This window comes from Pedobacter sp. ISL-64 (assembly GCF_018613605.1).
Taxonomy (GTDB): Bacteria; Bacteroidota; Bacteroidia; order Sphingobacteriales; family Sphingobacteriaceae; genus Pedobacter.
Genome location: NZ_JAGGPU010000020.1, coordinates 1 through 18,579 on the forward strand (window position 1 = coordinate 1; position 18,579 = coordinate 18,579).

The 18,579-nt window shown below is 39.4% G+C and carries 23 protein-coding genes and 1 pseudogene; 7 read left to right on the top strand and 17 right to left on the bottom strand.

From position 1 onward, the window contains the following. Positions 1 to 338: 338 nt before the first annotated feature. The 8 genes from J7E57_RS21315 to J7E57_RS21350 all read right to left on the bottom strand — a co-directional run bounded on the left by J7E57_RS21315 (position 339) and on the right by J7E57_RS21350 (position 5,451). Positions 339 to 791 carry an SMI1/KNR4 family protein gene (locus tag J7E57_RS21315; RefSeq protein ID WP_215131139.1) on the bottom strand — a complete coding sequence of 151 codons (453 nt, stop codon included), beginning with the start codon at positions 789 to 791 and terminating at the stop codon, positions 339 to 341. 1 nt (position 792) lies between these two features. Beyond that, entirely contained in the window at positions 793 to 939 is a 147-nt protein-coding gene (locus J7E57_RS27515) for an HNH/ENDO VII family nuclease (RefSeq protein ID WP_410522694.1), read from the bottom strand. 271 nt (positions 940 to 1,210) lie between these two features. After that, positions 1,211 to 1,594 carry a hypothetical protein gene (locus tag J7E57_RS21325; protein ID WP_215131135.1) on the bottom strand — a complete coding sequence of 128 codons (384 nt, stop codon included), beginning with the start codon at positions 1,592 to 1,594 and terminating at the stop codon, positions 1,211 to 1,213. Positions 1,595 to 1,715: 121 nt separating this feature from the next. Continuing rightward, complete coding sequence (locus J7E57_RS21330) at positions 1,716 to 2,261, bottom strand: REP-associated tyrosine transposase (RefSeq protein WP_215131133.1); 546 nt, start codon at positions 2,259 to 2,261, stop codon at positions 1,716 to 1,718. 396 nt (positions 2,262 to 2,657) lie between these two features. Then, positions 2,658 to 3,065: a hypothetical protein gene (locus tag J7E57_RS21335; RefSeq protein WP_215131131.1), complete on the bottom strand. Its 408-nt coding sequence runs from the start codon at positions 3,063 to 3,065 to the stop codon at positions 2,658 to 2,660. Positions 3,066 to 3,747: 682 nt separating this feature from the next. Then, positions 3,748 to 4,188, bottom strand: a complete 441-nt coding sequence (locus J7E57_RS21340; RefSeq protein ID WP_215131129.1) for a hypothetical protein — start codon at positions 4,186 to 4,188, stop codon at positions 3,748 to 3,750. Then, on the bottom strand, positions 4,188 to 5,081 hold the full coding sequence (locus J7E57_RS21345) for an RHS repeat-associated core domain-containing protein (protein ID WP_215131127.1): 894 nt from the start codon (positions 5,079 to 5,081) through the stop codon (positions 4,188 to 4,190). Before J7E57_RS21345 ends, J7E57_RS21340 begins: the two co-directional genes overlap by 1 nt. A 34-nt stretch (positions 5,082 to 5,115) precedes the next feature. After that, the gene (locus J7E57_RS21350; RefSeq protein WP_215131125.1) at positions 5,116 to 5,451 is read right to left on the bottom strand and encodes a hypothetical protein; all 336 of its coding nucleotides are present in this window, start codon (positions 5,449 to 5,451) and stop codon (positions 5,116 to 5,118) included. Between the two features lie 593 nt (positions 5,452 to 6,044). On the opposite strand from J7E57_RS21350, the gene J7E57_RS21355 reads away from it, so the two are divergent. After that, positions 6,045 to 6,362: a hypothetical protein gene (locus J7E57_RS21355; protein ID WP_215131123.1), complete on the top strand. Its 318-nt coding sequence runs from the start codon at positions 6,045 to 6,047 to the stop codon at positions 6,360 to 6,362. Between the two features lie 65 nt (positions 6,363 to 6,427). On the opposite strand, the gene J7E57_RS21360 is transcribed toward J7E57_RS21355, so the two are convergent. The 3 genes and pseudogenes from J7E57_RS21360 to J7E57_RS27520 form a co-directional block, all read right to left on the bottom strand. Further along, a complete protein-coding gene (locus J7E57_RS21360) occupies positions 6,428 to 6,727 on the bottom strand; it encodes a hypothetical protein (protein WP_215131121.1) in 300 nt (99 codons plus the stop codon). Then, positions 6,724 to 7,515 (bottom strand): hypothetical protein, encoded by a 792-nt coding sequence (locus J7E57_RS21365; RefSeq protein WP_215131119.1) that lies wholly within the window; start codon positions 7,513 to 7,515, stop codon positions 6,724 to 6,726. The genes J7E57_RS21360 and J7E57_RS21365 overlap by 4 nt, the downstream gene beginning before the upstream one ends. Before the next feature lie 651 nt (positions 7,516 to 8,166). Next, positions 8,167 to 8,952, bottom strand: a pseudogene (locus J7E57_RS27520) (tyrosine-type recombinase/integrase). A gap of 215 nt (positions 8,953 to 9,167) precedes the next feature. Here J7E57_RS27520 and J7E57_RS21380 point away from each other — a divergent pair. The 3 genes from J7E57_RS21380 (at position 9,168) to J7E57_RS21390 (ending at position 10,581) form a co-directional block, all read left to right on the top strand. Further along, positions 9,168 to 9,503: a helix-turn-helix domain-containing protein gene (locus J7E57_RS21380; RefSeq protein ID WP_215131113.1), complete on the top strand. Its 336-nt coding sequence runs from the start codon at positions 9,168 to 9,170 to the stop codon at positions 9,501 to 9,503. A 4-nt stretch (positions 9,504 to 9,507) separates the two neighbouring features. Continuing rightward, positions 9,508 to 9,825, top strand: a complete 318-nt coding sequence (locus tag J7E57_RS21385) for a hypothetical protein (RefSeq protein WP_215131111.1) — start codon at positions 9,508 to 9,510, stop codon at positions 9,823 to 9,825. 108 nt (positions 9,826 to 9,933) lie between these two features. Continuing rightward, positions 9,934 to 10,581 carry a hypothetical protein gene (locus tag J7E57_RS21390; protein ID WP_215131110.1) on the top strand — a complete coding sequence of 216 codons (648 nt, stop codon included), beginning with the start codon at positions 9,934 to 9,936 and terminating at the stop codon, positions 10,579 to 10,581. Between the two features lie 50 nt (positions 10,582 to 10,631). Here J7E57_RS21390 and J7E57_RS21395 read toward each other — a convergent pair whose 3' ends face one another. The 6 genes from J7E57_RS21395 to J7E57_RS21420 form a co-directional block, all read right to left on the bottom strand. Beyond that, positions 10,632 to 10,910, bottom strand: coding sequence for a hypothetical protein (locus tag J7E57_RS21395; RefSeq protein ID WP_215131108.1), 279 nt, complete (start codon positions 10,908 to 10,910; stop codon positions 10,632 to 10,634). Next, the gene (locus tag J7E57_RS21400) at positions 10,907 to 11,713 is read right to left on the bottom strand and encodes an HNH endonuclease signature motif containing protein (RefSeq protein ID WP_215131106.1); all 807 of its coding nucleotides are present in this window, start codon (positions 11,711 to 11,713) and stop codon (positions 10,907 to 10,909) included. Before J7E57_RS21400 ends, J7E57_RS21395 begins: the two co-directional genes overlap by 4 nt. A 681-nt stretch (positions 11,714 to 12,394) precedes the next feature. Beyond that, a complete protein-coding gene (locus tag J7E57_RS21405) occupies positions 12,395 to 13,180 on the bottom strand; it encodes a tyrosine-type recombinase/integrase (RefSeq protein ID WP_215131104.1) in 786 nt (261 codons plus the stop codon). An 83-nt stretch (positions 13,181 to 13,263) separates the two neighbouring features. Then, a complete protein-coding gene (locus J7E57_RS21410; RefSeq protein ID WP_215131102.1) occupies positions 13,264 to 14,208 on the bottom strand; it encodes a tyrosine-type recombinase/integrase in 945 nt (314 codons plus the stop codon). 113 nt (positions 14,209 to 14,321) lie between these two features. Continuing rightward, entirely contained in the window at positions 14,322 to 15,722 is a 1,401-nt protein-coding gene (locus J7E57_RS21415; protein WP_215131100.1) for a hypothetical protein, read from the bottom strand. Continuing rightward, a complete protein-coding gene (locus tag J7E57_RS21420; RefSeq protein WP_215131098.1) occupies positions 15,719 to 17,089 on the bottom strand; it encodes a toprim domain-containing protein in 1,371 nt (456 codons plus the stop codon). The genes J7E57_RS21415 and J7E57_RS21420 overlap by 4 nt, the downstream gene beginning before the upstream one ends. Before the next feature lie 165 nt (positions 17,090 to 17,254). Here J7E57_RS21420 and J7E57_RS21425 point away from each other — a divergent pair, with 165 nt between their 5' ends. Genes J7E57_RS21425 through J7E57_RS21435 form a run of 3 tightly spaced genes read left to right on the top strand, consistent with a single transcriptional unit; the run spans position 17,255 to position 18,565 of the window. Next, complete coding sequence (locus tag J7E57_RS21425; protein ID WP_215131096.1) at positions 17,255 to 17,590, top strand: helix-turn-helix domain-containing protein; 336 nt, start codon at positions 17,255 to 17,257, stop codon at positions 17,588 to 17,590. Between the two features lie 4 nt (positions 17,591 to 17,594). Next, entirely contained in the window at positions 17,595 to 17,909 is a 315-nt protein-coding gene (locus J7E57_RS21430; protein ID WP_215131094.1) for a hypothetical protein, read from the top strand. Between the two features lie 26 nt (positions 17,910 to 17,935). After that, positions 17,936 to 18,565, top strand: a complete 630-nt coding sequence (locus tag J7E57_RS21435; protein ID WP_215131092.1) for a hypothetical protein — start codon at positions 17,936 to 17,938, stop codon at positions 18,563 to 18,565. Positions 18,566 to 18,579 lie beyond the last annotated feature (14 nt).

Genomic DNA, 18,579 nt, shown 5'->3' on the forward strand with positions numbered 1-18,579 from the left:
TAGCGTCTCGCTGAGACCTTTTGTTTAGTCTATTATTTTGTGCTTTAAGAATTAATAATACGTATGCAGCCCATTCCTAGCGCAAGTCTCCTATGTTTACAAAAGTTTAAATTCGTAAATATAATTGAAAAAAGATGAGAGCACATGCAAGTCTAAATAACTATCAAGTATATTGTCACTAAGATCAAGCCATGCGCTAGGAATGGGCTGCATACGTATTATTAATTCTTAAAGCACAAAATAATAGACTAAACAAAAGGTCTCAGCGAGACGCTAAGACCAGATTGGGTATCTAATTGCAATCCGCTTGGACTAGCAGGGGAGAAAAAATACATTATTTAAAGATATTTTTCTAAGATTTGCTTCTTTAAAAAATCCAAGAAATCATTAGCATACTTTTCATTACTAGGTAGTTTATACACAGGAGCTTCGCCATTTTCGTCGATCTTTAGCAAATCAAAAAAAAATGTCTCACCTACATCATTACTCATTATCGATAACTGCGTAGAATTAATAAACCCATTTTTCCTATCAAGCTTATTTATATATACTATATCGCCACCAGGAATATCCTCATCTTCCGAATTATAAATGCTGAATATTTCATCTCCATAAATTTCCCCGCCAAAATAATGCTTTAGCCACCATATATATGATGGTGGAAACACTACATTTAATCTCCTCTCCGCGCTCAAGATTTCTTCATCTGAAACTCCATCGCCATATTCTGCAAAATTTAATATTTCAGAATTATCTTCAATAAGGTTTTTTATTTCTTCAAATTTATCCATGTTATTTTTTTAGTTTGAAATCCAACGATCTATTCTCCCAATAAGCCTTTTTCCATTTATCAAAAAGTTGTCTATTTATACCTGAACCTGTAGTATTAGGATTTATATGCAAAATCTTAGAATATTTTTTATGAAATGTTTCCGTCACTTCAGCTACTCCTGCCCCCAAGCTGGTGCGAGCTTGTAGCTCGTATCCAAATTAACTTAAATTATATCAATTTCTAACAACCCCTTTCTCCAGAAAAATCTATTGCGCTGCTATACCTCACAATGGTAATCTGCTGTTACAAAGCCTGCCTCAACTGGATTGTTATATCTTGAAAATTATGAAAGTTTAGGATTGCGACCTTCTAAATTTAGAACTATGGCTTTTTTATATTGGTACGAGTTAAAAACTCGCACCAGCACAATTTATCTAATTACAATCCACTCGGACTAGCAGAGGCTAGTGAGGGAAATTCATTTTGATGTAACTTTATCCAAGCTGTTTCTTCCTCTGAAATCTTACTATTTAAAGGATGTTCTGAATAATCTTTTATGACCCCCAAACACTCTTTTTTTAATTGATTATTGGGATTCCCATAATCATATATTATATGAGCTGCCCATAGGGGAACAAAATATTGGCTCTCTCTAAAGAAATATGCAAACTCTTCAATTTCATTACTATGAAGATATTCCACTCCAATGTCAATTAATAGCTGGTAATCCAAGTCCTGATAATTAATTGGATTGGATGGAGTAATCCCTTTAAAATAGTTCACTTTGCATTGCAATAAAAAGCGATCGCCTTTGTTATTCATTATTTTATTATTTAACTTTATTTATAGTGACTCCTGGCGCATTTTTAGGTATCCCGTTAACAATACCTTCCGTAGTGCCACCCCAAGCTGGTGCGAGCTTGTAGCTCGTATCCAAATTAACTTAAATTATATCAATTTCTAATAAACCCTTTTCTCCAGAAAAATCTATTGCACTACTATACTTCCAATGGTAATCTTCTGTTACAAAGCCTGCCTCAACCGGATTGTTGTGAATATAATCGACTTTTTGATCAATTACTTCATTTGACCACAGCTCAATAGGCTTGTTATGCTCTTGCCAAAACTGGCCATTTGTTATATTACTGTTTTTCTCTCCTGCTCGTTTAAACATCCAAAGCAGCCACTCTTTTCTGCTTTCTTGTATATTTTCACTAATCTCCTTTTGAAGCTTCTTGGATGTGTGTACTTTGAAATCGCGTAGTACATCGCCTGGATTATTATTTTTTGCACTAAATATTAAATGTACATGGCTAGGCATTATGCACCAGCAATAAACTTCCATGCCTTTACTTTTTCGACAATAATCTAAACTCTCTATCAAAATGTTAAAATATTGTAACCTAACAAAAACATCAATCCAATACACAGTTGCAAAGCTGACAAAATATAGTCCCTCTTTGTTATAAAACTTATACTTTCTGCTCATTTTGTTCCGTTATCTAATTTATAGCAATTTAGATAATCTATGATTATTATGTCTCGAAAATTATGAAAGTTTAGGATTGCCATTTTCTAAATTTTAAAACTATGGTACGAGTTAAAAACTCGCACCAGCACAAATTTATCTAATTGCAATCCGCTCGGACTAGCAGGCGACAGCCATGGACAACCCAAGAAGACAGCCTGTTGTTAAAGCATTTTAATGAAGGCAACAAAATCTCCGACCTGACCAGACTGCACGGACGATCCTATGGAGCCATAAAAGCAAGGCTAATCAAACTCGAAATGCTGGAAAAGTAAAAAGCCCGGCACAAATACGCCAGGCTAAAATTATTTTAAACACAAGTCAGCCAGCTCACAAGCCTTCACACGAAGACTTGCGCTAGTGATGATTTCTTTTTTTAAAAGGGTATAAAAAAAATAGCATTATAAAGATCATAAATATATCAAAAACGAAGATTAATGCTCTTGGAGTATTATAACCATTTAAATATGCTTTAGTCTTTGTATATGAAATTACTATATCTTTATGATTACTCCTCAATTCTTTTGCATCGTAATTATTCAGACTCACACTGTCCACCTTTAATTGATTTAATAACTTATTATAATAAGTAAACTGAACGATAGCTTTATCATGTCCCTCACCTAGAATAATACTTTTAATTTCACCTACGCTAGCTCTTCGAATTATATAAAACTTACAGTTTGAATATAAATCATATGTAAAGCCAATTAGTATAATCGACGCTACAATCTTAACAATAATTCCACTAAAAGATTTTTGCATTATTTATTTTTTAAATGATCGTTGTACTTATCGGATAAATAGTCTAAACCACCTTTTAGCATTAAGCTTTCACCAAATTTCTCTGTTGATTTAAGACTGTTCCTAGCGCCTCGAGTCACATCGTCATAACCCCCAAGCTGGTGCGAGCTTGTAGCTCGTAACCAAATTAACTTAAATTATATCAATTTCTAATAAACCCTTTTCTCTAGAAAAATCTATTGCACTACTATACTTCCAACGGTAATCTTCCGTTACAAACCCTGCCTCAACTAGCTGGTTGTAAATATACCATGTCTCGAAAATATGAAATTTAGGATTGCAACTTTCTAAATTTAGAACTATGGCTTTTTTATATTGGTACGAGTTAAAAACTCGCACCAGCACAATTTATCTAATTACAATCCACTCGGACTAGCAGGCGATTGCCATTTTCTAAATTTTAAAACTATGGTACGAGTTAAAAACTCGCACCAGCACAAATTTATCTAATTGCAATCCGCTCGGACTAGCAGGGGGGGCTCAGTGCAACATAATGTAATGGTGTTTTAATTGCCATACCTTTTTATGGCAAAGCGATCATTCATTTACGATAATTGATAAGATAAGTTACTAATTAATGTTAATATCCTTAACTTAATGACATTGGACTTGCGCTAGTGAGGGGCTAGCGAGGAAAATTCTCTTAACTTTCCTCGCAACGAATATATTCTATCGACAATTTTGCCTGACTTAAGACAGCAATTATATTTTTCAGATACCATGTTAAGTCGGTTATATCAGTATTCAAGATTGTCTTCCGATTTAAATCGGCAATGAACACAATCTTTTCTAATTTTGGATAGAATAAAGCACTAACTCCAATAGATACATCTTTAGCAAAAAGGGCAATACCAATTAATTCCTGTAACTTTTCTTTTTCCCTTATTTGTGCATACACAGTTTCAATTTCTGTTATTGGCGAGTATTCCCAACCAAAATCAGTGTCTCTGAGTGGTAGAAATCTGATAACATTGTACTCATTGATACTCCATCCAGACAATTGAAACATATCAATCAAAGAAAGAACATCCTTATTTAATGGGTTATTATTAACACCAAATTCAATACTTGCAATTTTTGACATTATTCTTTTACATTTTCAAAATATTCGATTCCTTTCTTTTTGAAGAAATCTTTAAATTCTTGAGAGATCGATTTTTCCGAATAGACTTGAAAAATTTTTCCATTTTGATTAGAAATTGATTTTTTCTGTCCAAATGTCGACTTCCATTTACTAGGGTCTTTGGACGCAACATTCTCCCAAAAGTTGCCTCCTTTTGCTTCATACCAAACATTTCCAAAAGCACCATCAAGCTCCCTACCACCACTGGTGAAGCTTCCAGTGCCCCCAAGTTTTTTAACTAGAAGAGCCTCAAAATCTGCTCCAATTTTATTAGAAATATTCAATCGCGGCTTAGGCATAGGCCATAACCTTGATCCAAGTCCCGAAAGTCCGCCGCTAGGACTTTCTCCTTCAGCCTCCATTGTATTGAAAACACCAATAAACATTCCTGTCCTGGCTTTCTGATCAGAGTTACTCCAACTCCACCCACCATAATTTGATGGGCCGCCGTGAGCTTCAGCACTCTTCATATCCTTTTCAGAAGTGAATGTCCAGGTAAAATTATCTGTCTGCTGCCCGTTACCATCTAACCCATAAGTTACTGGAGCGACTCCACTGACAATATATTCTTTTCTAGGATTTGAAACCGTTGTTGTGCGAGTCTTGAACCAACTTGTCCAAGTTGGGTCCCATGAAGACGTAGTCTCAACAAAATTCTCAACTTTACCAGGTTTCAACCAAGGTTTGCCATCACCAGTTCTAACTAAAGTATAATGAAACTTTTCTTGACCATCCACATCGATCGCCTGTATTGGCGTATTACTCGCAAACTGGTAAGGTGTCAACTCTGGATATTCCTTAGTTATCGGATCCACGCTCAGAAACTTTCCTATCCTCGGGTCATAGATCCGCATCCCGTAACCGAGGCGCTGCCGAGCTCATGAACGCCTATGAAATTATAAAAGAAAGTGAATAATCCTGCTGGTTTCCTGCTCCTTTCACCTCATTATCGTTCTCCTTACCGTTAAAACCATAACGGTAGGCGGGGTTACTGTCTAAAGTATAACTTCTGCCAGGCATTTGTCCACCAAAGGCATAATAATCGTTGGCATTAATTACGTTAGACTCAAAAGGAGCGTTATCGTTTTTCCGAACATCATTAATCACCACCATGGTATTGCCCAAATGGTTGCTTAACTCAAAGAACTTTTTGCCATAGGTACCCCATTGCTGGTTACCTGTACTTAAAACGGCACTTGCTAAGTTAATCTTTGGCCGCCACATTCCCAAACGGCTACTGCCATATAAAGTTTGCTCCTGCCAATGAATGCTTCCGCCTTCATTATCGTAAACCGCTAAGTTATTGCCCTGTGCATCGCGTACATAATAGGTATTAAGGTTATTGCTTGTTTTACTTACCCGGTTGCCTGATGGATCGTAACTATAGATAATGTTTCCATTACCACCCTTATCAATTAAACGGATTTTCCCAAGCTGGTGCGAGCTTGTAGCTCGTATCCAAATTAACTTAAATTATATCAATTTCTAATAAACCCCTTTCTCCAGAAAAATCTATTGCACTGCTATACCTCACAATGGTAATCTGCTGTTACAAAGCCTGCCTCAACTGGATTGTTGTGTCTCGAAAATTATGAAAGTTTAGGATTGCGACCTTCTAAATTTTAGAACTATAGCTTTTTTATATTGGTACGAGTTAAAAACTCGCACCAGCACAATTTATCTAATTGTAATCCGCTCGGACTAGCAGGCGATTGCCATTTTCTAAATTTTAAAACTATGGTACGAGTTAAAAACTCGCACCAGCACAAATTTATCTAATTGCAATCCGCTCGGACTAGCAGGGGCAATGTAAACCCATGCAGGATAACAACGTACATATGGAAGTACTGGAGCAGCTGGCCGCAGGTGTTGACCCTGCAACCGGAGAGGTTTTCCCTCCCGACAGCCCTTATCAGCAAGGGCCCGTAATCAGGGCGCTTTACTTTGCAATCACCGAACTTAAAGTTTTAGCAGTTAAGGGAAAACAGGGACAGCCATGGACACCATCAGAAGATGAGCTGTTGGTAAAACAGTTTAACGAAGGGATTAAGATAACCGAACTCGCTAAACTGCATGGACGCTCTTATGGCGCAATTAAAGCAAGGCTTCTTAAACTCGGAATGCTGGAAAAGTAAAAGCCCGGCACAAGGCCAGGCTAGTATTATTTTAAAGCACAAACACTGTTACACTTATGCTTGCGCTAGAAATCGCTTAAACTAGAGGGATATTTTCCAGTCGCTTTGATTGACAGTAAAAAATTCTCAGCTTCAATCCTATCTTTAAAAAAGTAATCATATAAAGAAAAATCAAGTTCGGGTTCTTTACTTACCGTTGCAACTCTTACATCATCTGAAGATAAGGCTAGAGTCAATTTATATGATTCGCTAGGAAAACAATCAATATCCATAAATACTAAATCTTCTTTAAAGTAGTCTATGTAAGTTATACTATCAGAGAAAATATCTCTGACGAAACCTTCAAAATATTTAAGATCTATCATTTTTTTACCCCTGCTTTCTCAAATAAAGTTTTACTACCATCTTTTGTCTGTATCTTAAAACTGCCATCAGTATTTAATACAATCCTTTGACCCTTTGTTGTAGCTATCTGAGTGCCGTCTTCAAGAGTTTTAACATATTTTTTATCTAGAATTCCATACATTCTTCCATCATTTCCATCAGGTATACCTGGAGCTTTCTTAATCCCGCTATATGCATCCTCAACTTTATCAAGAGATGAATTTATTAAATTAATAGCCTCCGTTTGATTTTTAACAGGATTTGCTAACTTCAATTCTTCCATAAAAATACCTATTCTTTCCATTTTATTAAGGACTGTTTTTCCTGCCACAGCAAAAATTGGAATCATTTTATTAAAAGTATATCCTAAACCAAAGTTTAGCATACTGTTTGCTAGTGCATTTTTCGCACGTTGAGACTGTTCTTTTTTAGCCTCATCTGTGGTTGCACTTTTATGTTCAAATGCAGAGAATAGTTCTGATGCGCCTAGAAACGTAGAGAATCTTCCACCAGATAAAATATCGAGACCTAAACCTGTTCCGATTGCTGTTCCTGTTATAGCCATCCGATTCATACGAGCTCCATTCTCTTTAATTTGTTTGTCAGTCAAGCGCTTACTTTTTGGCTTGGCAAAATCGCCGAAAATCAATGATGTTTCAAAATTTCTAGGAAAATATTCTAGTCCATCTTGATCAATTCCATCGATAGGCCTGTTACTCGCAAACTGATAAGGTGTCAACTCTGGATATTCAGCTGCAATCGGATCCACACTCAGAAACCTCTGTACGCTTTTCCGCTACAATATTCCACCTCTCTACACAGTACTGGTCAAAGAACTTTTGTTTTTTCAAACATTTAAAGGTAGAAAGTTTTTTCTTTCAATTGGTTTTCATCTGAAAGAAAAAGCTTTGTACGGGTACGGCGTGATGGATAAAGCTTTGGTTAGCGGGTTGGATTGAGCGGATTTATCCATCATGCCGTACATCCAAAGGGGTTTGGGGCATTGGAAGATTGCCCCAACTACAACTGCCTTGCTGCCGCAGGCTTCGCCGCTGACTGACCGGAGGGAGACGGCGGAGCGGTGGCCAGGTGGTGGGAAGAGCGGCTACTTAACATAACACCCATTATAACTGACGGCTTTGGTTGTGTTTGGGCTTTGTGGGGCAGTTTTATAATGCGTGTTATGTTATGGTGCTTTGGGGCAGTTTTTGGGCGGGATTTTTGTTTGAGGGGGCGGCAGCGTATAAGCCTGAAAGGTAGGGGAACTCGTACTGAAAGGCGCATGTGCTGCCATGCGGGGTACAAAAAGCGTGACAAAAAACTGCCAGAAGGGGCGGCCAGGCTAAGGGCGAAAAAGACAGGGGGAACCCCGTATGTACGGGGTGGCTGTATTTTTTGCCCGGGGTCTGTGCGAATGGAATTATTGTAGCGGATGCAGTTTGTCAATGGCTGATTTTAACTCTTCCAGTCCTGTTTGCTTATAGGCTTCCGTGGCCGATGTCCTTCGGTGTCCCGCAAACTCCTGTACTATCCTGATATCGTTGTTTTCCCTGACCAATTGGGCAATCACAGACTGTCTTATTTTGAGTGGGATTAACTTATTCTGAACGTCTTTGCCCTGGTTTATCATTCTGTTGATGCTACCGCTCCGAAGCTGCAGGCCGTCTTCGTTCAATAAAAAGTATTCTTCTCTTTTACTCGGTTTTTGTTAGTTTCTATAAGTCTTGAATTCGTTCTGAAGATAATTATGGAACAGCAATATTTGCTTTGGTTTTAGGCTCAATGTCCGGCTTTTATTTTTGGTATTGCCTTTTACTTTTATTGATCCGTCATCAAGGTTTATGTCGCTTATTTTGAGTTGGCTAATCTCCAACACCAACAAAGCTTGATAAATGAGCAAGCTGATGATTATCTTATCTCTTATCTGATTGGATTTGTTCCTGCTTTCCCAGGTTTCAAAAAGGTTTTCCAATATTTCTTTTGGGTAAAGGCTTTCAATCTGTATAGCTCTGTTTATCTGGTCTTTTAGGTTCAGGTACTGGCAGGGATGGTCGTTCCGCTTTCCTGTGGCCACCAGGAAACGATAGTATATTTTTATGGCAAAAAGATTGTTGCGCAGGGATTTTGGATGCAGGTTTTGTTCCCTTAAAAGCCCGATATAATCCAGCACATCGGCATAGCTGGCCGTTTCGGCCTTGCTTCCCATTGTCAGCACGTATCTTTTTATGGCGCCGCTGCTTTATCTCCGTTATTTCCATCGCCAAAAAAAGTTTACAATTTTTAAATACACATTATCAGGTGCAAAGAAACATAATTGTGTTTACAAAGACAACATTTTGATATTTTAATAACCATTTTTATATGCATATATTTGACAATAACGCTTCAAAACAGGTTTATTGATACATAAAAAGGTGCATTATGGATACTTTCGGTAAAAGATTAACGGAGTGCAGGAAGGCAAAGGGCCTTTCGCAAAAGGAACTGGCGGAGGCTTTCGTGACCTCGCATACCACCATCGGCAAATATGAACGCGACGAGATGGTGCCGTCAATCGATGTCGCCAAGAAACTGGCCAGGATTCTGGATACCACCGTAGGCTATCTGTTGGGGGAAAATGACCAGGCCAATCTGTTTAAGGACCCCGCTATGCTCAAACGCTTCCAGGATATTGCCGTACTACCAGAAAAAGAAAGGGAATGCCTCCTTACTACTGTAGACTACTTCATCAAATCGGCCAAGATAGGTGCCATGTAAACCCATGCAGGATAACAACGCACATATCGAGGTACTGGAGCAGTTGGCGGCAGGTGTTGACCCTGCAACAGGCGAGATTTTCCCGCCCGATAGCCCATACCAGCAGCCTCCTGTAATCAGGGCGCTCTATTTTGCAATCAATGAAATAAAGAGCCTCGCCCAAAAGGGAAAACAGGGACAGCCATGGACGACCGAAGAAGACAGCCTTTTGTTAAAGGATTTTAACGAAGGCACCAAGATCTCCCAACTCGCTAAACTGCACGGACGCTCTTATGGAGCAATTAAAGCAAGGCTCATCAAACTCGAAATGCTGGAAAAGTAAAAAGCCCGGCTTGATCACTGCTAACATTTAAAACCCGTCTATACGTAGATGGGCATTTGCAGTGGAGATAGCATTTTAGAAAAGTAAGCTAGCATACGCTCAACAAATATGATGACATTAGAACAAATCAAAACATTTCTTACTTCCAGCAAATCCAGCGACAGAAGAAAAGGCGCCAAGGAAATTGGCAAACAGAAACTAATTGAGCTTGGAGAAAGCCTTTTTAATGCCTATTTAAAAGAATCTCAAAATACAAAAACATGGGAAACCCAAGTTGAAATGATTTTAGCTTTAGGTTTGATCGACTATAAACAAGCACTTCCGATAATCAGCAAAATAGTTTTATTAAACACACCTCATAGCATGATAAGCTATGCATCCGCACAAACCTATATTAGACTAAAACGAAAATCTCTAGAAGATGCAAAGCCAATAATTGAATTATTAAAAATAGGCTCTTTATCCATAGTCGATGGAGCATTAAACCCCCTTGGATATGACAAAATGATCCCTTCAACAGATGAAATAAAAACGCTAATTAGATTAGCTTGGGACTTACACAAACACAAGGACCGTATAGGAAAGGAGTATGCTTATTGTGATCCTAGATATGGATTAGCAGCCTCATGCGCTGGATGGGACAAACAATTAACCTCTGACTTCCTTAACCATTGTTTAGAAACAGCAAACGGAGATACATCGTTACTAAATGTTGCAAAAAACGCCTTAAAGCAAAAATATATTAAGCTTCGTTAGCATCCTCAAGGATAATAATTACCATGAGGATGCTCACTGATACAGCTCAATTAATTTTTAGAAACTAATACCCAGGGCTTCTCTTTCGTCTCACGAATAGCATTAAAACCAATAGGAAGATCTGAAACCTCTAAGATTGTTGGGTCTACTTTGATAATCTGTTGTAAAGAAACAACAACTATTTCAGATTCATTGATAGTTTGATCACCCCAGAACTCCCAAGCACCATCCTCATGATGAGCTATATAAACTATCGGGCTGCTATTGGTCATTACATATTTACTTGTAAAAACAGCCGTATCTAAATTTTCCTTAAATTCCTTTATCATTGATTTCTTCTTTGAGATTCCTTTTTTAAATTTTGTTCTTTAGAAACCACTCTTAAATTTCTAATGCTATTTGACCCACCAGTAACTCTTTCGTCAATATGATCTACTTCAGCCTGTTTCATATCTGCTTTACCTCCTTTAGGGACATTCGTTGGCATATTAAGAACACTTCCATCTTCATCGCTTCTAAGTAGGCCTCCGTTTATTTTTTTATTGTAATCTAAAATACGTTGACGTTGAGTACGTGTTGTCTCTAAACCAGGGCCAACAGTGTTAGGTTCTTTTACACTCGAATAGTCTACTGGCCCATTCCATTTAGGCACTACTACTCTGGCTCTAGTTGTAATTAGCTTTGTCGTCAAATGTGCCGCCACAGCATAATCAGCCAATTGTTCGCCCCGCTGTAAGCCCAATTCAAAATTTGAATTAAAGGCCGCATCAAAAGAAATATTAGGATTTTCTTTCCATGCCTCTAAGTCTTCAAATCCACCAGTTGGATTAAATTTAGCAATTGTACCATTATAACCACTTTTATTAAACTCATAGGTATTGGTGTTTATTCCATTATTATAAGTAATAACATCCTTACGAGGCGCTTTAGTTGTACCTATATGAAATAATCCAAAAAAAGTCCAATCATATTCTCGGACTACCTTATTTAAAGTAAAAACGGGCTTATTTTTAATCAGCGTTAGAGTATAATGGTATTCTTCCAAACCATCTAAGTCAATTGCCTGTATCGGCGTGTTACTTGCAAACTGATATGGGGTTAACTCAGGATATTGCTTTTGTAGTGGATCCACACTCAGGAATCTCTGTACGTTTTTCCGCGACAATATCCCACCTCTCTACACAGCTTTTCAGTCAAAGAACTTCTGTTTTTTCAAACATTTTAAAGATAGAAAGTTTTTTCTTTCAATTGGTTTTCATTTGAAAGAAAAAGCTTTATACGGGTACGGCGTGATGGATAAAGCTTTGGTTAGCGGGTTGGATTGAGCGGATTTATCTATCATGCCGTACATCCAAAGGGGTTTGGGGCATTGGAAGATTGCCCCAACTACAATTGCCTTGCTGCCGCAGGCTTCGCCGCTGACTGACCGGAGGGAGACGGCGGAGTGGTGGCCAGGCGTTGGGATGTGAGGCTACTTAACATAACACCCATTATAACGACGGTCCCAAAGGGTCGGGATTTCGCCGTGGGCTCAACTTCGGGCGAGCGGTGGAGGGCAGTTTTATAATGTGTGTTATGTTATGTTGCTTTGGGGCGGTTTTTAGGCGGGATTTTTGTTTGAGGGGGCGGCAGCGTATAAGCCTGAAAGGTAGGGGAACTCGTACTGAAAGGCGCATGTGCTGCCCTGTGGGGGTACAAAAAGCGTGACAAAAAACCGCCAGAAGGGTCGGCCAGGCTAAGGGCAAAAAAGACAGGGGGAACCCCGTATGTACGGGGTGGCTGTATTTTTTGCCCGGGGTCTGTGCGAATGGGATTATTGTAGCGGATGCAGTTTGTCAATGGCCGATTTCAGCTCCTCCAGTCCTGTTTGCTTATAGGCTTCCGTGGCCGATGTCCTTCGGTGTCCCGCAAACTCCTGTACTATCCTGATATCGTTGTTTTCCTTGACCAATTGGGCAATCACAGACTGTCTTATTTTGAGTGGGATTAATTTATTTTGAACGTCTTTGCCCTGGTTTATCATTCGGTTGATGCTACCGCTCCAAAGCTGTAGACCGTCCTCGTTCAATAAAAAGTATTCTTCTCTTTTACTCGGTTTTTGTTTGTTTCTATAAGTCTTCAATTCGTTCTGAAGATAATTATGGAACAGCAGTATTTGCTTTGGTTTTAGGCTCAATGTCCGGCTTTTATTTTTGGTATTGCCTTTTACTTTTACCGTTCCATCATCAAGGTTTATATCGCTTACTTTGAGTTGGCTAATCTCCAACACCACCAAAGCTTGATATACCAATAAGCTGATGATTATTTTATCTCTTATCTGATTGACTTTTTTTCTGCTTTCCCAGGTTTCAAAAAGGTTTTCCAATATTTCTTTTGGGTAAAGGCTTTCAATCTGTATAGTTCTGTTTATCTGGTCTTTTAGGTTCAGGTGCTGGCAGGGATGGTCGTTCCGCTTTCCAGTGGCCACCAGGAAACGATAGTATATTTTTATGGCAAAAAGATTGTTGCGCAGGGATTTTGGATGCAGATTTTGTTCCCTTAAAAGCCCGATATAATCCAGCACATCGGTATAGGTGGCAATTTCGGCCTTGCTCCCCATTGCCAGTACATATCTTTTTATGGTGCTTTCGTAACCGCTGATACTGGTTTTGCTTTATTCATTTTTTAGGTATTGTTCAAGGATCATCGCATCAGGTTTTGCATTTGTTTTTGATTGATGTGTGTATACATTTGGGTGGTTTCCAATTGGCTATGCCCTAAAAACACCCGCACCTGTCCTACTGGCATCCCCTGCTCCAAAAGATGTGTGGCTATGGAATGCCGTAGGCAATGGATGGTGATTTGTTTTTCTTTTAGTTCCAGGTTTGAGGTTCTGTCAATAATCATTTTTAGCATTTTATTGTAAGTAGCCTTTTGCATTCTACCACCTCTGGAATGAAACATAAAGGCGGTACTTTTGGGCTTGTAGTCCCTGCCTTTGGTTAGATTTTCTCTTTCATTGTAATAATAGCTTGAAAGGTCTTTTACTACTCCATTTGATAGTGGCACAACCCTCCTCTTATTGCCTTTTCCTTGTGGTATAATGATTATTTTTTCTCGTAGTTTGATATCTTCAATATTGCAGTTGACCAGTTCTGATACCCGTAGACCACAACCATAGGCCAAACTCAATATTGCTTTCTCCTGTGCCGTTTCTGTTGCTTCGTAGAGTTGTTTTATTTCTTCTTGTGTCAAACGACTTCTTTCGCTGGTGGTTTCCTTTGGATAGGGGAACTTTAATATACTGGTGGGATTGGTTTTTATTTGCCCGTCCTGTAAAAGCATTTCAAAAAAACCACTCAATATCCGCATATGGCTATGCGTTGTTTTTGGGCTCAACGCCCCACCATCTTGTTTACTTGGCCTGTCGCTGATGTAATGGTAATACTCCTGGATTTGATGGGCTTGTATTTCGTTGATTTCTAAAAGCCCCTTGCGCTCCAGCCAACTCAGGAACTCGTTCAGATAATTGAAACTTGCCTGATAACTGCCAGGCACATAGCCCAATCTTTTTTGGTACTGATAGAATGTTTGTGCTATTTTTATGTAGTCTGCATTTACGACTATGATACTTGAAGGTCTGCCCATATATCCATACTTTTTAGAACGGTGAACGCCAGAAGGGTTATAAGCTGTAAGTTATTGACTTTAAGATTTTTGAATGATATTCTGGTGTTCGGTTGGTGTTCCGTAGTGTTCGCTTATAATTGATTTAATTGATTATTTAGGCTGTCTTTTATTTTGGCTCTCAGTCCTGCGATGTTGTCCCAATACACTATCCTATACTTGAAGCCCCTGTTCGCAAACCCGTACTGTTTCAGGTATTCCAACTGCAGTAGTTTTTGTATGTAGTAATGTTGCTGTGTTTTGCTTACTCCCGTAGCTTCCCGTACCTCAAAACGGTTGAACTCGTACCCCCTGTTTTTTCCCGAAGCATCGGGATTTCCGCCTACGGCTCCAACTTTTTTATCTACAAAGTTTTTTAGCTTCTCAAAAAACTGCCTCAGACTACCGTCCAGTTCATCTACTTTCAATAAAATACTTTCAAACAATATTTCACAGGCGGTCTGCAGATCTTCTTTTTCTGTGATCAATCTGCCTTGTTTGTCCTGCTTTCGTTGGTATTGATTGAGTAAGGTAATCTGTTTCACGAAGCTTTGGTACAGCTCGTTCAACCGCCTTATTTTATGGGCTTCTTCGGGCAATTTGATTTTGTGGGCGTATGGGTTTATCACTTCATAAGGCTTTAATAATCGCATACAGTTCTGCAAAAACTCACTTACTTTTCTTTGGTCGCCTTTCTCTATCAGCCCTGCCGATATTTCATTCTGGTACTGGATGATTTTCTGTGTCTGTTCCCTGCTTTCATCAACTGCAATAAGGAATGAACGGCTTACATTGTCCTCATAGATTTCGCCTTTGGTGGTACAGCTCAAACTGGCTATCGGCCCCCTTACGGTTCTTTCTCCACCGCTTATTTTTCCGCTGGCATCTTTTATACTGGTACTCGTGATCAGTATTTCATTGCTCTGCAGTTCCCTTACCGCCAGCTGTGCATCTTCTTTCAGTCCGTCCAAATCCTCGAAGCATAATAGCTTGTTCACAAAAAAGTATTCGTCCTGGTTATAGAAACTGTTGTCAGTTACCCGTGTGTACCGTTTTACATCTTCATCGGGCATCAGGTGGCTGATAACTTTCAATAATCTTGTTTTTCCGCTTCCGCTACTGCCCTGTATCAGTCCGTGCAGCGTATCGGGCATCTTGTAACTGCTGGCAATAACGAACAACAGAACACGGTTGGTTTCTTCGCCAATAATCCCAGCTTTGCCTATCAGTCCGTTTATGCTTTTGATTAGGTTTTCTTGCTTTAAAAACGCTATGCACTTGGTCACTGTGGCCGCAGGCACCTGTATCTTACTTTCCTGTTTGCCCTTGGCCTGATGCATCTGCTTTTCTTTGTAATGTTCCAAAAGACTGGCCAGTTGCATCAAATCAGCTTCTACCACATCTTTATGCAGGCCCAGTTTTTCAGCTATCAGTTTACAGGCACTTTCTACCTGCTTATACTCGTAAAGGTCCAATTTCAGGGTGATGCTGTTCATTGGACTTGTATTTGAAGGGTGATTTTCAGGCTGTCCAGTTGCTCTATCCTAAAGCCCTTTATCTGATAGGTTGCTTCCTTGCCCTGGTATTTCAGGTTGTAGGGATTGTTGGTATTCAGTCCTGTGGGTTGTTGCTCTGCCCTTTCTTTTGTTGGCTGTTCAGTATGGATAGACATTTCAAGAGTTTCAGTTTTTTCTTTTTCAATTGATTTTTCATTTGAAAGAATAAAGTCACATTCCTTTCTGGTATCAATCAGATGGGTGAGTATTTCGCGGTTATGCCCCTGCAGTAAACTGTTTACATCTTCATTCTGTGGTACAGCAACACTCGTGATTTTTAGGTTTGGATATTCAGCTTTCAACATTGGCGCATATTTGGCCACTGCTTTTTGCCCTGGCTCATCGCCGTTCAGAAAAAAGATGATTTCTTCCAGTTCTTTTAACGCTTTGATTGATTTTTGGTGCTCGTCAGTAAGTCCGTTCGTTCCGTACAATGCCAACAGGTTGTATCTGCTGGCTATTTCGGGCTGCTGTAAAAGGGTAACGCAATCAATAATACTTTCGGTCAGCAGTAATTTCCTGGTATTTGCTGGCGGGTAATTCGGGTACAGTCCCTGCCTGTCACGTAGGTAAAAGTGCCGTTGCTCTTTGTCTGCCAGGGTGCTTCTAAAGTAGAGTGATACGATTTCATTGGTTTTGTTTCTCATTGCAAACACAATGCACCATTTACCAAAAGGTTTATAGGCTACATCCCCAGTTCTTGCCTTCATTCCCAGGTCCAATAATATTCCATACTCCAAACATTCTTTTATCAATGCTTCGTCTTTCCTTGTACCGTGGTGGAACTGACCTGCATTGTAGCCCACATCCGTATTTCTGAAATCAATGCATCTCTTTTCCAGATATTCCTGGGCTGGCTTTGAGTTGTGCACCGCATTCTTGAAGTAGGTAAACATTCGCTCCAGGAACATTGCCCTTTCTACGGCCTCAGCCCCCGCCCTCTCCGGAAGAGAAGGAGCTGCTCCGCCAATGATTTTTTCACTGCTGTTTTTATTTTCTTTTTTGTGTTCAAGAATGCCAAGCATTTCTACCGCTTTCTGGATGGCCTCGTGTTTTGCGTCTTTAGGGCTGAGCTTGTCGAAGCCTTCTTTGTACAGGATAAAATCTATTACGTCAACCGCCTTGCCGTTTATTTTGCAGTTACTGCTAAAGCAAAACGCTGTCTGCGTTTTGTAGTACAGTTGCAGGCTCGGGGTCTTGTCATCGTGGAACGGACACCTTAAACGGTTCTGTTTATCTGCCTTTAACCCGTAATGCCTTACCAGTTCCGCTAGCGTGAGCCGCTGCCTTATTTCCGCTATTTCCATCCTCCAAAAAAAAGTTTACAATTTTTAAATACACATTATCAGGTGCAAAGAAACATAATTGTATTTACAATGACAACACTTTGATATTTTAATAAACATTTTTATATGCATATATTTGGCAATAACACTACACAATAGGTTTATTGATACATAAAAAGGTGCATTATGGATACTTTCGGTAAAAGATTAACGGAGTGCAGAAAGGCAAAGGACCTTTCGCAAAAGGAACTTGCAGAGGCTTTCGTTACCTCGCATACCACCATCGGTAAATATGAACGTGACGAGATGGTGCCGTCAATCGATGTAGCCAAGAAACTGGCCAGGATTTTGGATACCACCGTAGGCTATCTTCTGGGTGAGAATGACCAGGCCAATCTGTTTAAGGACCCCGCTATGCTCAAACGCTTCCAGGATATTGCCGTACTACCAGAAAAAGAAAGGGAATGCCTCCTTACTACTGTAGACTACTTCATCAAATCAGCCAAGATAGGCGCCATGTAAACCCATGCAGGATAACAACGTACATATGGAGGTACTGGAGCAGCTGGCGGCAGGTGTTGACCCTGCAACGGGAGAGGTCTTCCCGCCCGATAGCCCTTACCAGCAGGCTCCCATAATCAGGGCGCTCTACTTTGCAATCTCCGAACTTAAAGTTTTAGCAGATAAGGGAAAACAGGGACAGCCATGGACGACCGAAGAAGACAGCCTTTTGTTAAAGGATTTTAACGAAGGCACCAAGATCTCCCAACTCGCTAAACTGCACGGACGCTCTTATGGCGCAATTAAAGCCAGGCTCATCAAACTCGAAATTATACAATAAGTAAGCGATTAAATACCAATCAGAACATGTATTATTCAATAGAAAACAGCACCGGCAAAGATGTTGGAAATGTATTCCCTCAAGCTAGTTGCCTAAACCAAGATCTAGCTCACAGTATCCAGTTCGATGAGTTCTCTAATTTTGACAGCGAGATATTGTTTAAGCTGGAGCCAAAGGCTAAACTTACAGATGTGCTATCTCAAGCGGCGATTTCAGCCTATGGTTTTTTAGTCAACAATAAGGTAAGGCAAATCTTGGAAGGGTTCAACCTAATGGAGCATCGCTACTATAAATGCCTGGTTAAAGATCAAAAAGGAGTAGTACATGACTATTATTGGCTGCATTTAGTTGATGATAATACTAAAAAAATTGATTATTCAAATTCGATTTTCTACTGGACTAAAAGCACATTTAGGAAAGGGATTTTAGAGCTAAATTCATATGAAGACTATTTAAAACAAAAAAAAGATAATGGGTTACTCTGGGGAGTTTCATCTGAAAAATTAAAATTAAATACTCGGTTTGATACCACTTTAGATCTGGTAAGTAATTTACCGTTCGATAGCAATACATACATTTCTGCAGGCATTAGAGAAACAATCAACAAACTAGATATCACTGGTATTGAAATTAATGAGGCCCCAAACATATCATGACTTGGGGCTTCATA

Coding starts and splice junctions, on each gene's coding strand:
- J7E57_RS21315 (WP_215131139.1), bottom strand. CDS start 791: ATGGATAAATTTGAAGAAATAAAAAACCTTATTGAAGATAATTCTGAA.
- J7E57_RS21325 (WP_215131135.1), bottom strand. CDS start 1,594: ATGAATAACAAAGGCGATCGCTTTTTATTGCAATGCAAAGTGAACTAT.
- J7E57_RS21330 (WP_215131133.1), bottom strand. CDS start 2,261: ATGAGCAGAAAGTATAAGTTTTATAACAAAGAGGGACTATATTTTGTC.
- J7E57_RS21335 (WP_215131131.1), bottom strand. CDS start 3,065: ATGCAAAAATCTTTTAGTGGAATTATTGTTAAGATTGTAGCGTCGATT.
- J7E57_RS21340 (WP_215131129.1), bottom strand. CDS start 4,188: ATGTCAAAAATTGCAAGTATTGAATTTGGTGTTAATAATAACCCATTA.
- J7E57_RS21345 (WP_215131127.1), bottom strand. CDS start 5,081: ATGCGGATCTATGACCCGAGGATAGGAAAGTTTCTGAGCGTGGATCCG.
- J7E57_RS21350 (WP_215131125.1), bottom strand. CDS start 5,451: ATGTGGCGGCCAAAGATTAACTTAGCAAGTGCCGTTTTAAGTACAGGT.
- J7E57_RS21355 (WP_215131123.1), top strand. CDS start 6,045: ATGCAGGATAACAACGTACATATGGAAGTACTGGAGCAGCTGGCCGCA.
- J7E57_RS21360 (WP_215131121.1), bottom strand. CDS start 6,727: ATGATAGATCTTAAATATTTTGAAGGTTTCGTCAGAGATATTTTCTCT.
- J7E57_RS21380 (WP_215131113.1), top strand. CDS start 9,168: ATGGATACTTTCGGTAAAAGATTAACGGAGTGCAGGAAGGCAAAGGGC.
- J7E57_RS21385 (WP_215131111.1), top strand. CDS start 9,508: ATGCAGGATAACAACGCACATATCGAGGTACTGGAGCAGTTGGCGGCA.
- J7E57_RS21390 (WP_215131110.1), top strand. CDS start 9,934: ATGATGACATTAGAACAAATCAAAACATTTCTTACTTCCAGCAAATCC.
- J7E57_RS21395 (WP_215131108.1), bottom strand. CDS start 10,910: ATGATAAAGGAATTTAAGGAAAATTTAGATACGGCTGTTTTTACAAGT.
- J7E57_RS21405 (WP_215131104.1), bottom strand. CDS start 13,180: ATGGGGAGCAAGGCCGAAATTGCCACCTATACCGATGTGCTGGATTAT.
- J7E57_RS21410 (WP_215131102.1), bottom strand. CDS start 14,208: ATGGGCAGACCTTCAAGTATCATAGTCGTAAATGCAGACTACATAAAA.
- J7E57_RS21415 (WP_215131100.1), bottom strand. CDS start 15,722: ATGAACAGCATCACCCTGAAATTGGACCTTTACGAGTATAAGCAGGTA.
- J7E57_RS21420 (WP_215131098.1), bottom strand. CDS start 17,089: ATGGAAATAGCGGAAATAAGGCAGCGGCTCACGCTAGCGGAACTGGTA.
- J7E57_RS21425 (WP_215131096.1), top strand. CDS start 17,255: ATGGATACTTTCGGTAAAAGATTAACGGAGTGCAGAAAGGCAAAGGAC.
- J7E57_RS21430 (WP_215131094.1), top strand. CDS start 17,595: ATGCAGGATAACAACGTACATATGGAGGTACTGGAGCAGCTGGCGGCA.
- J7E57_RS21435 (WP_215131092.1), top strand. CDS start 17,936: ATGTATTATTCAATAGAAAACAGCACCGGCAAAGATGTTGGAAATGTA.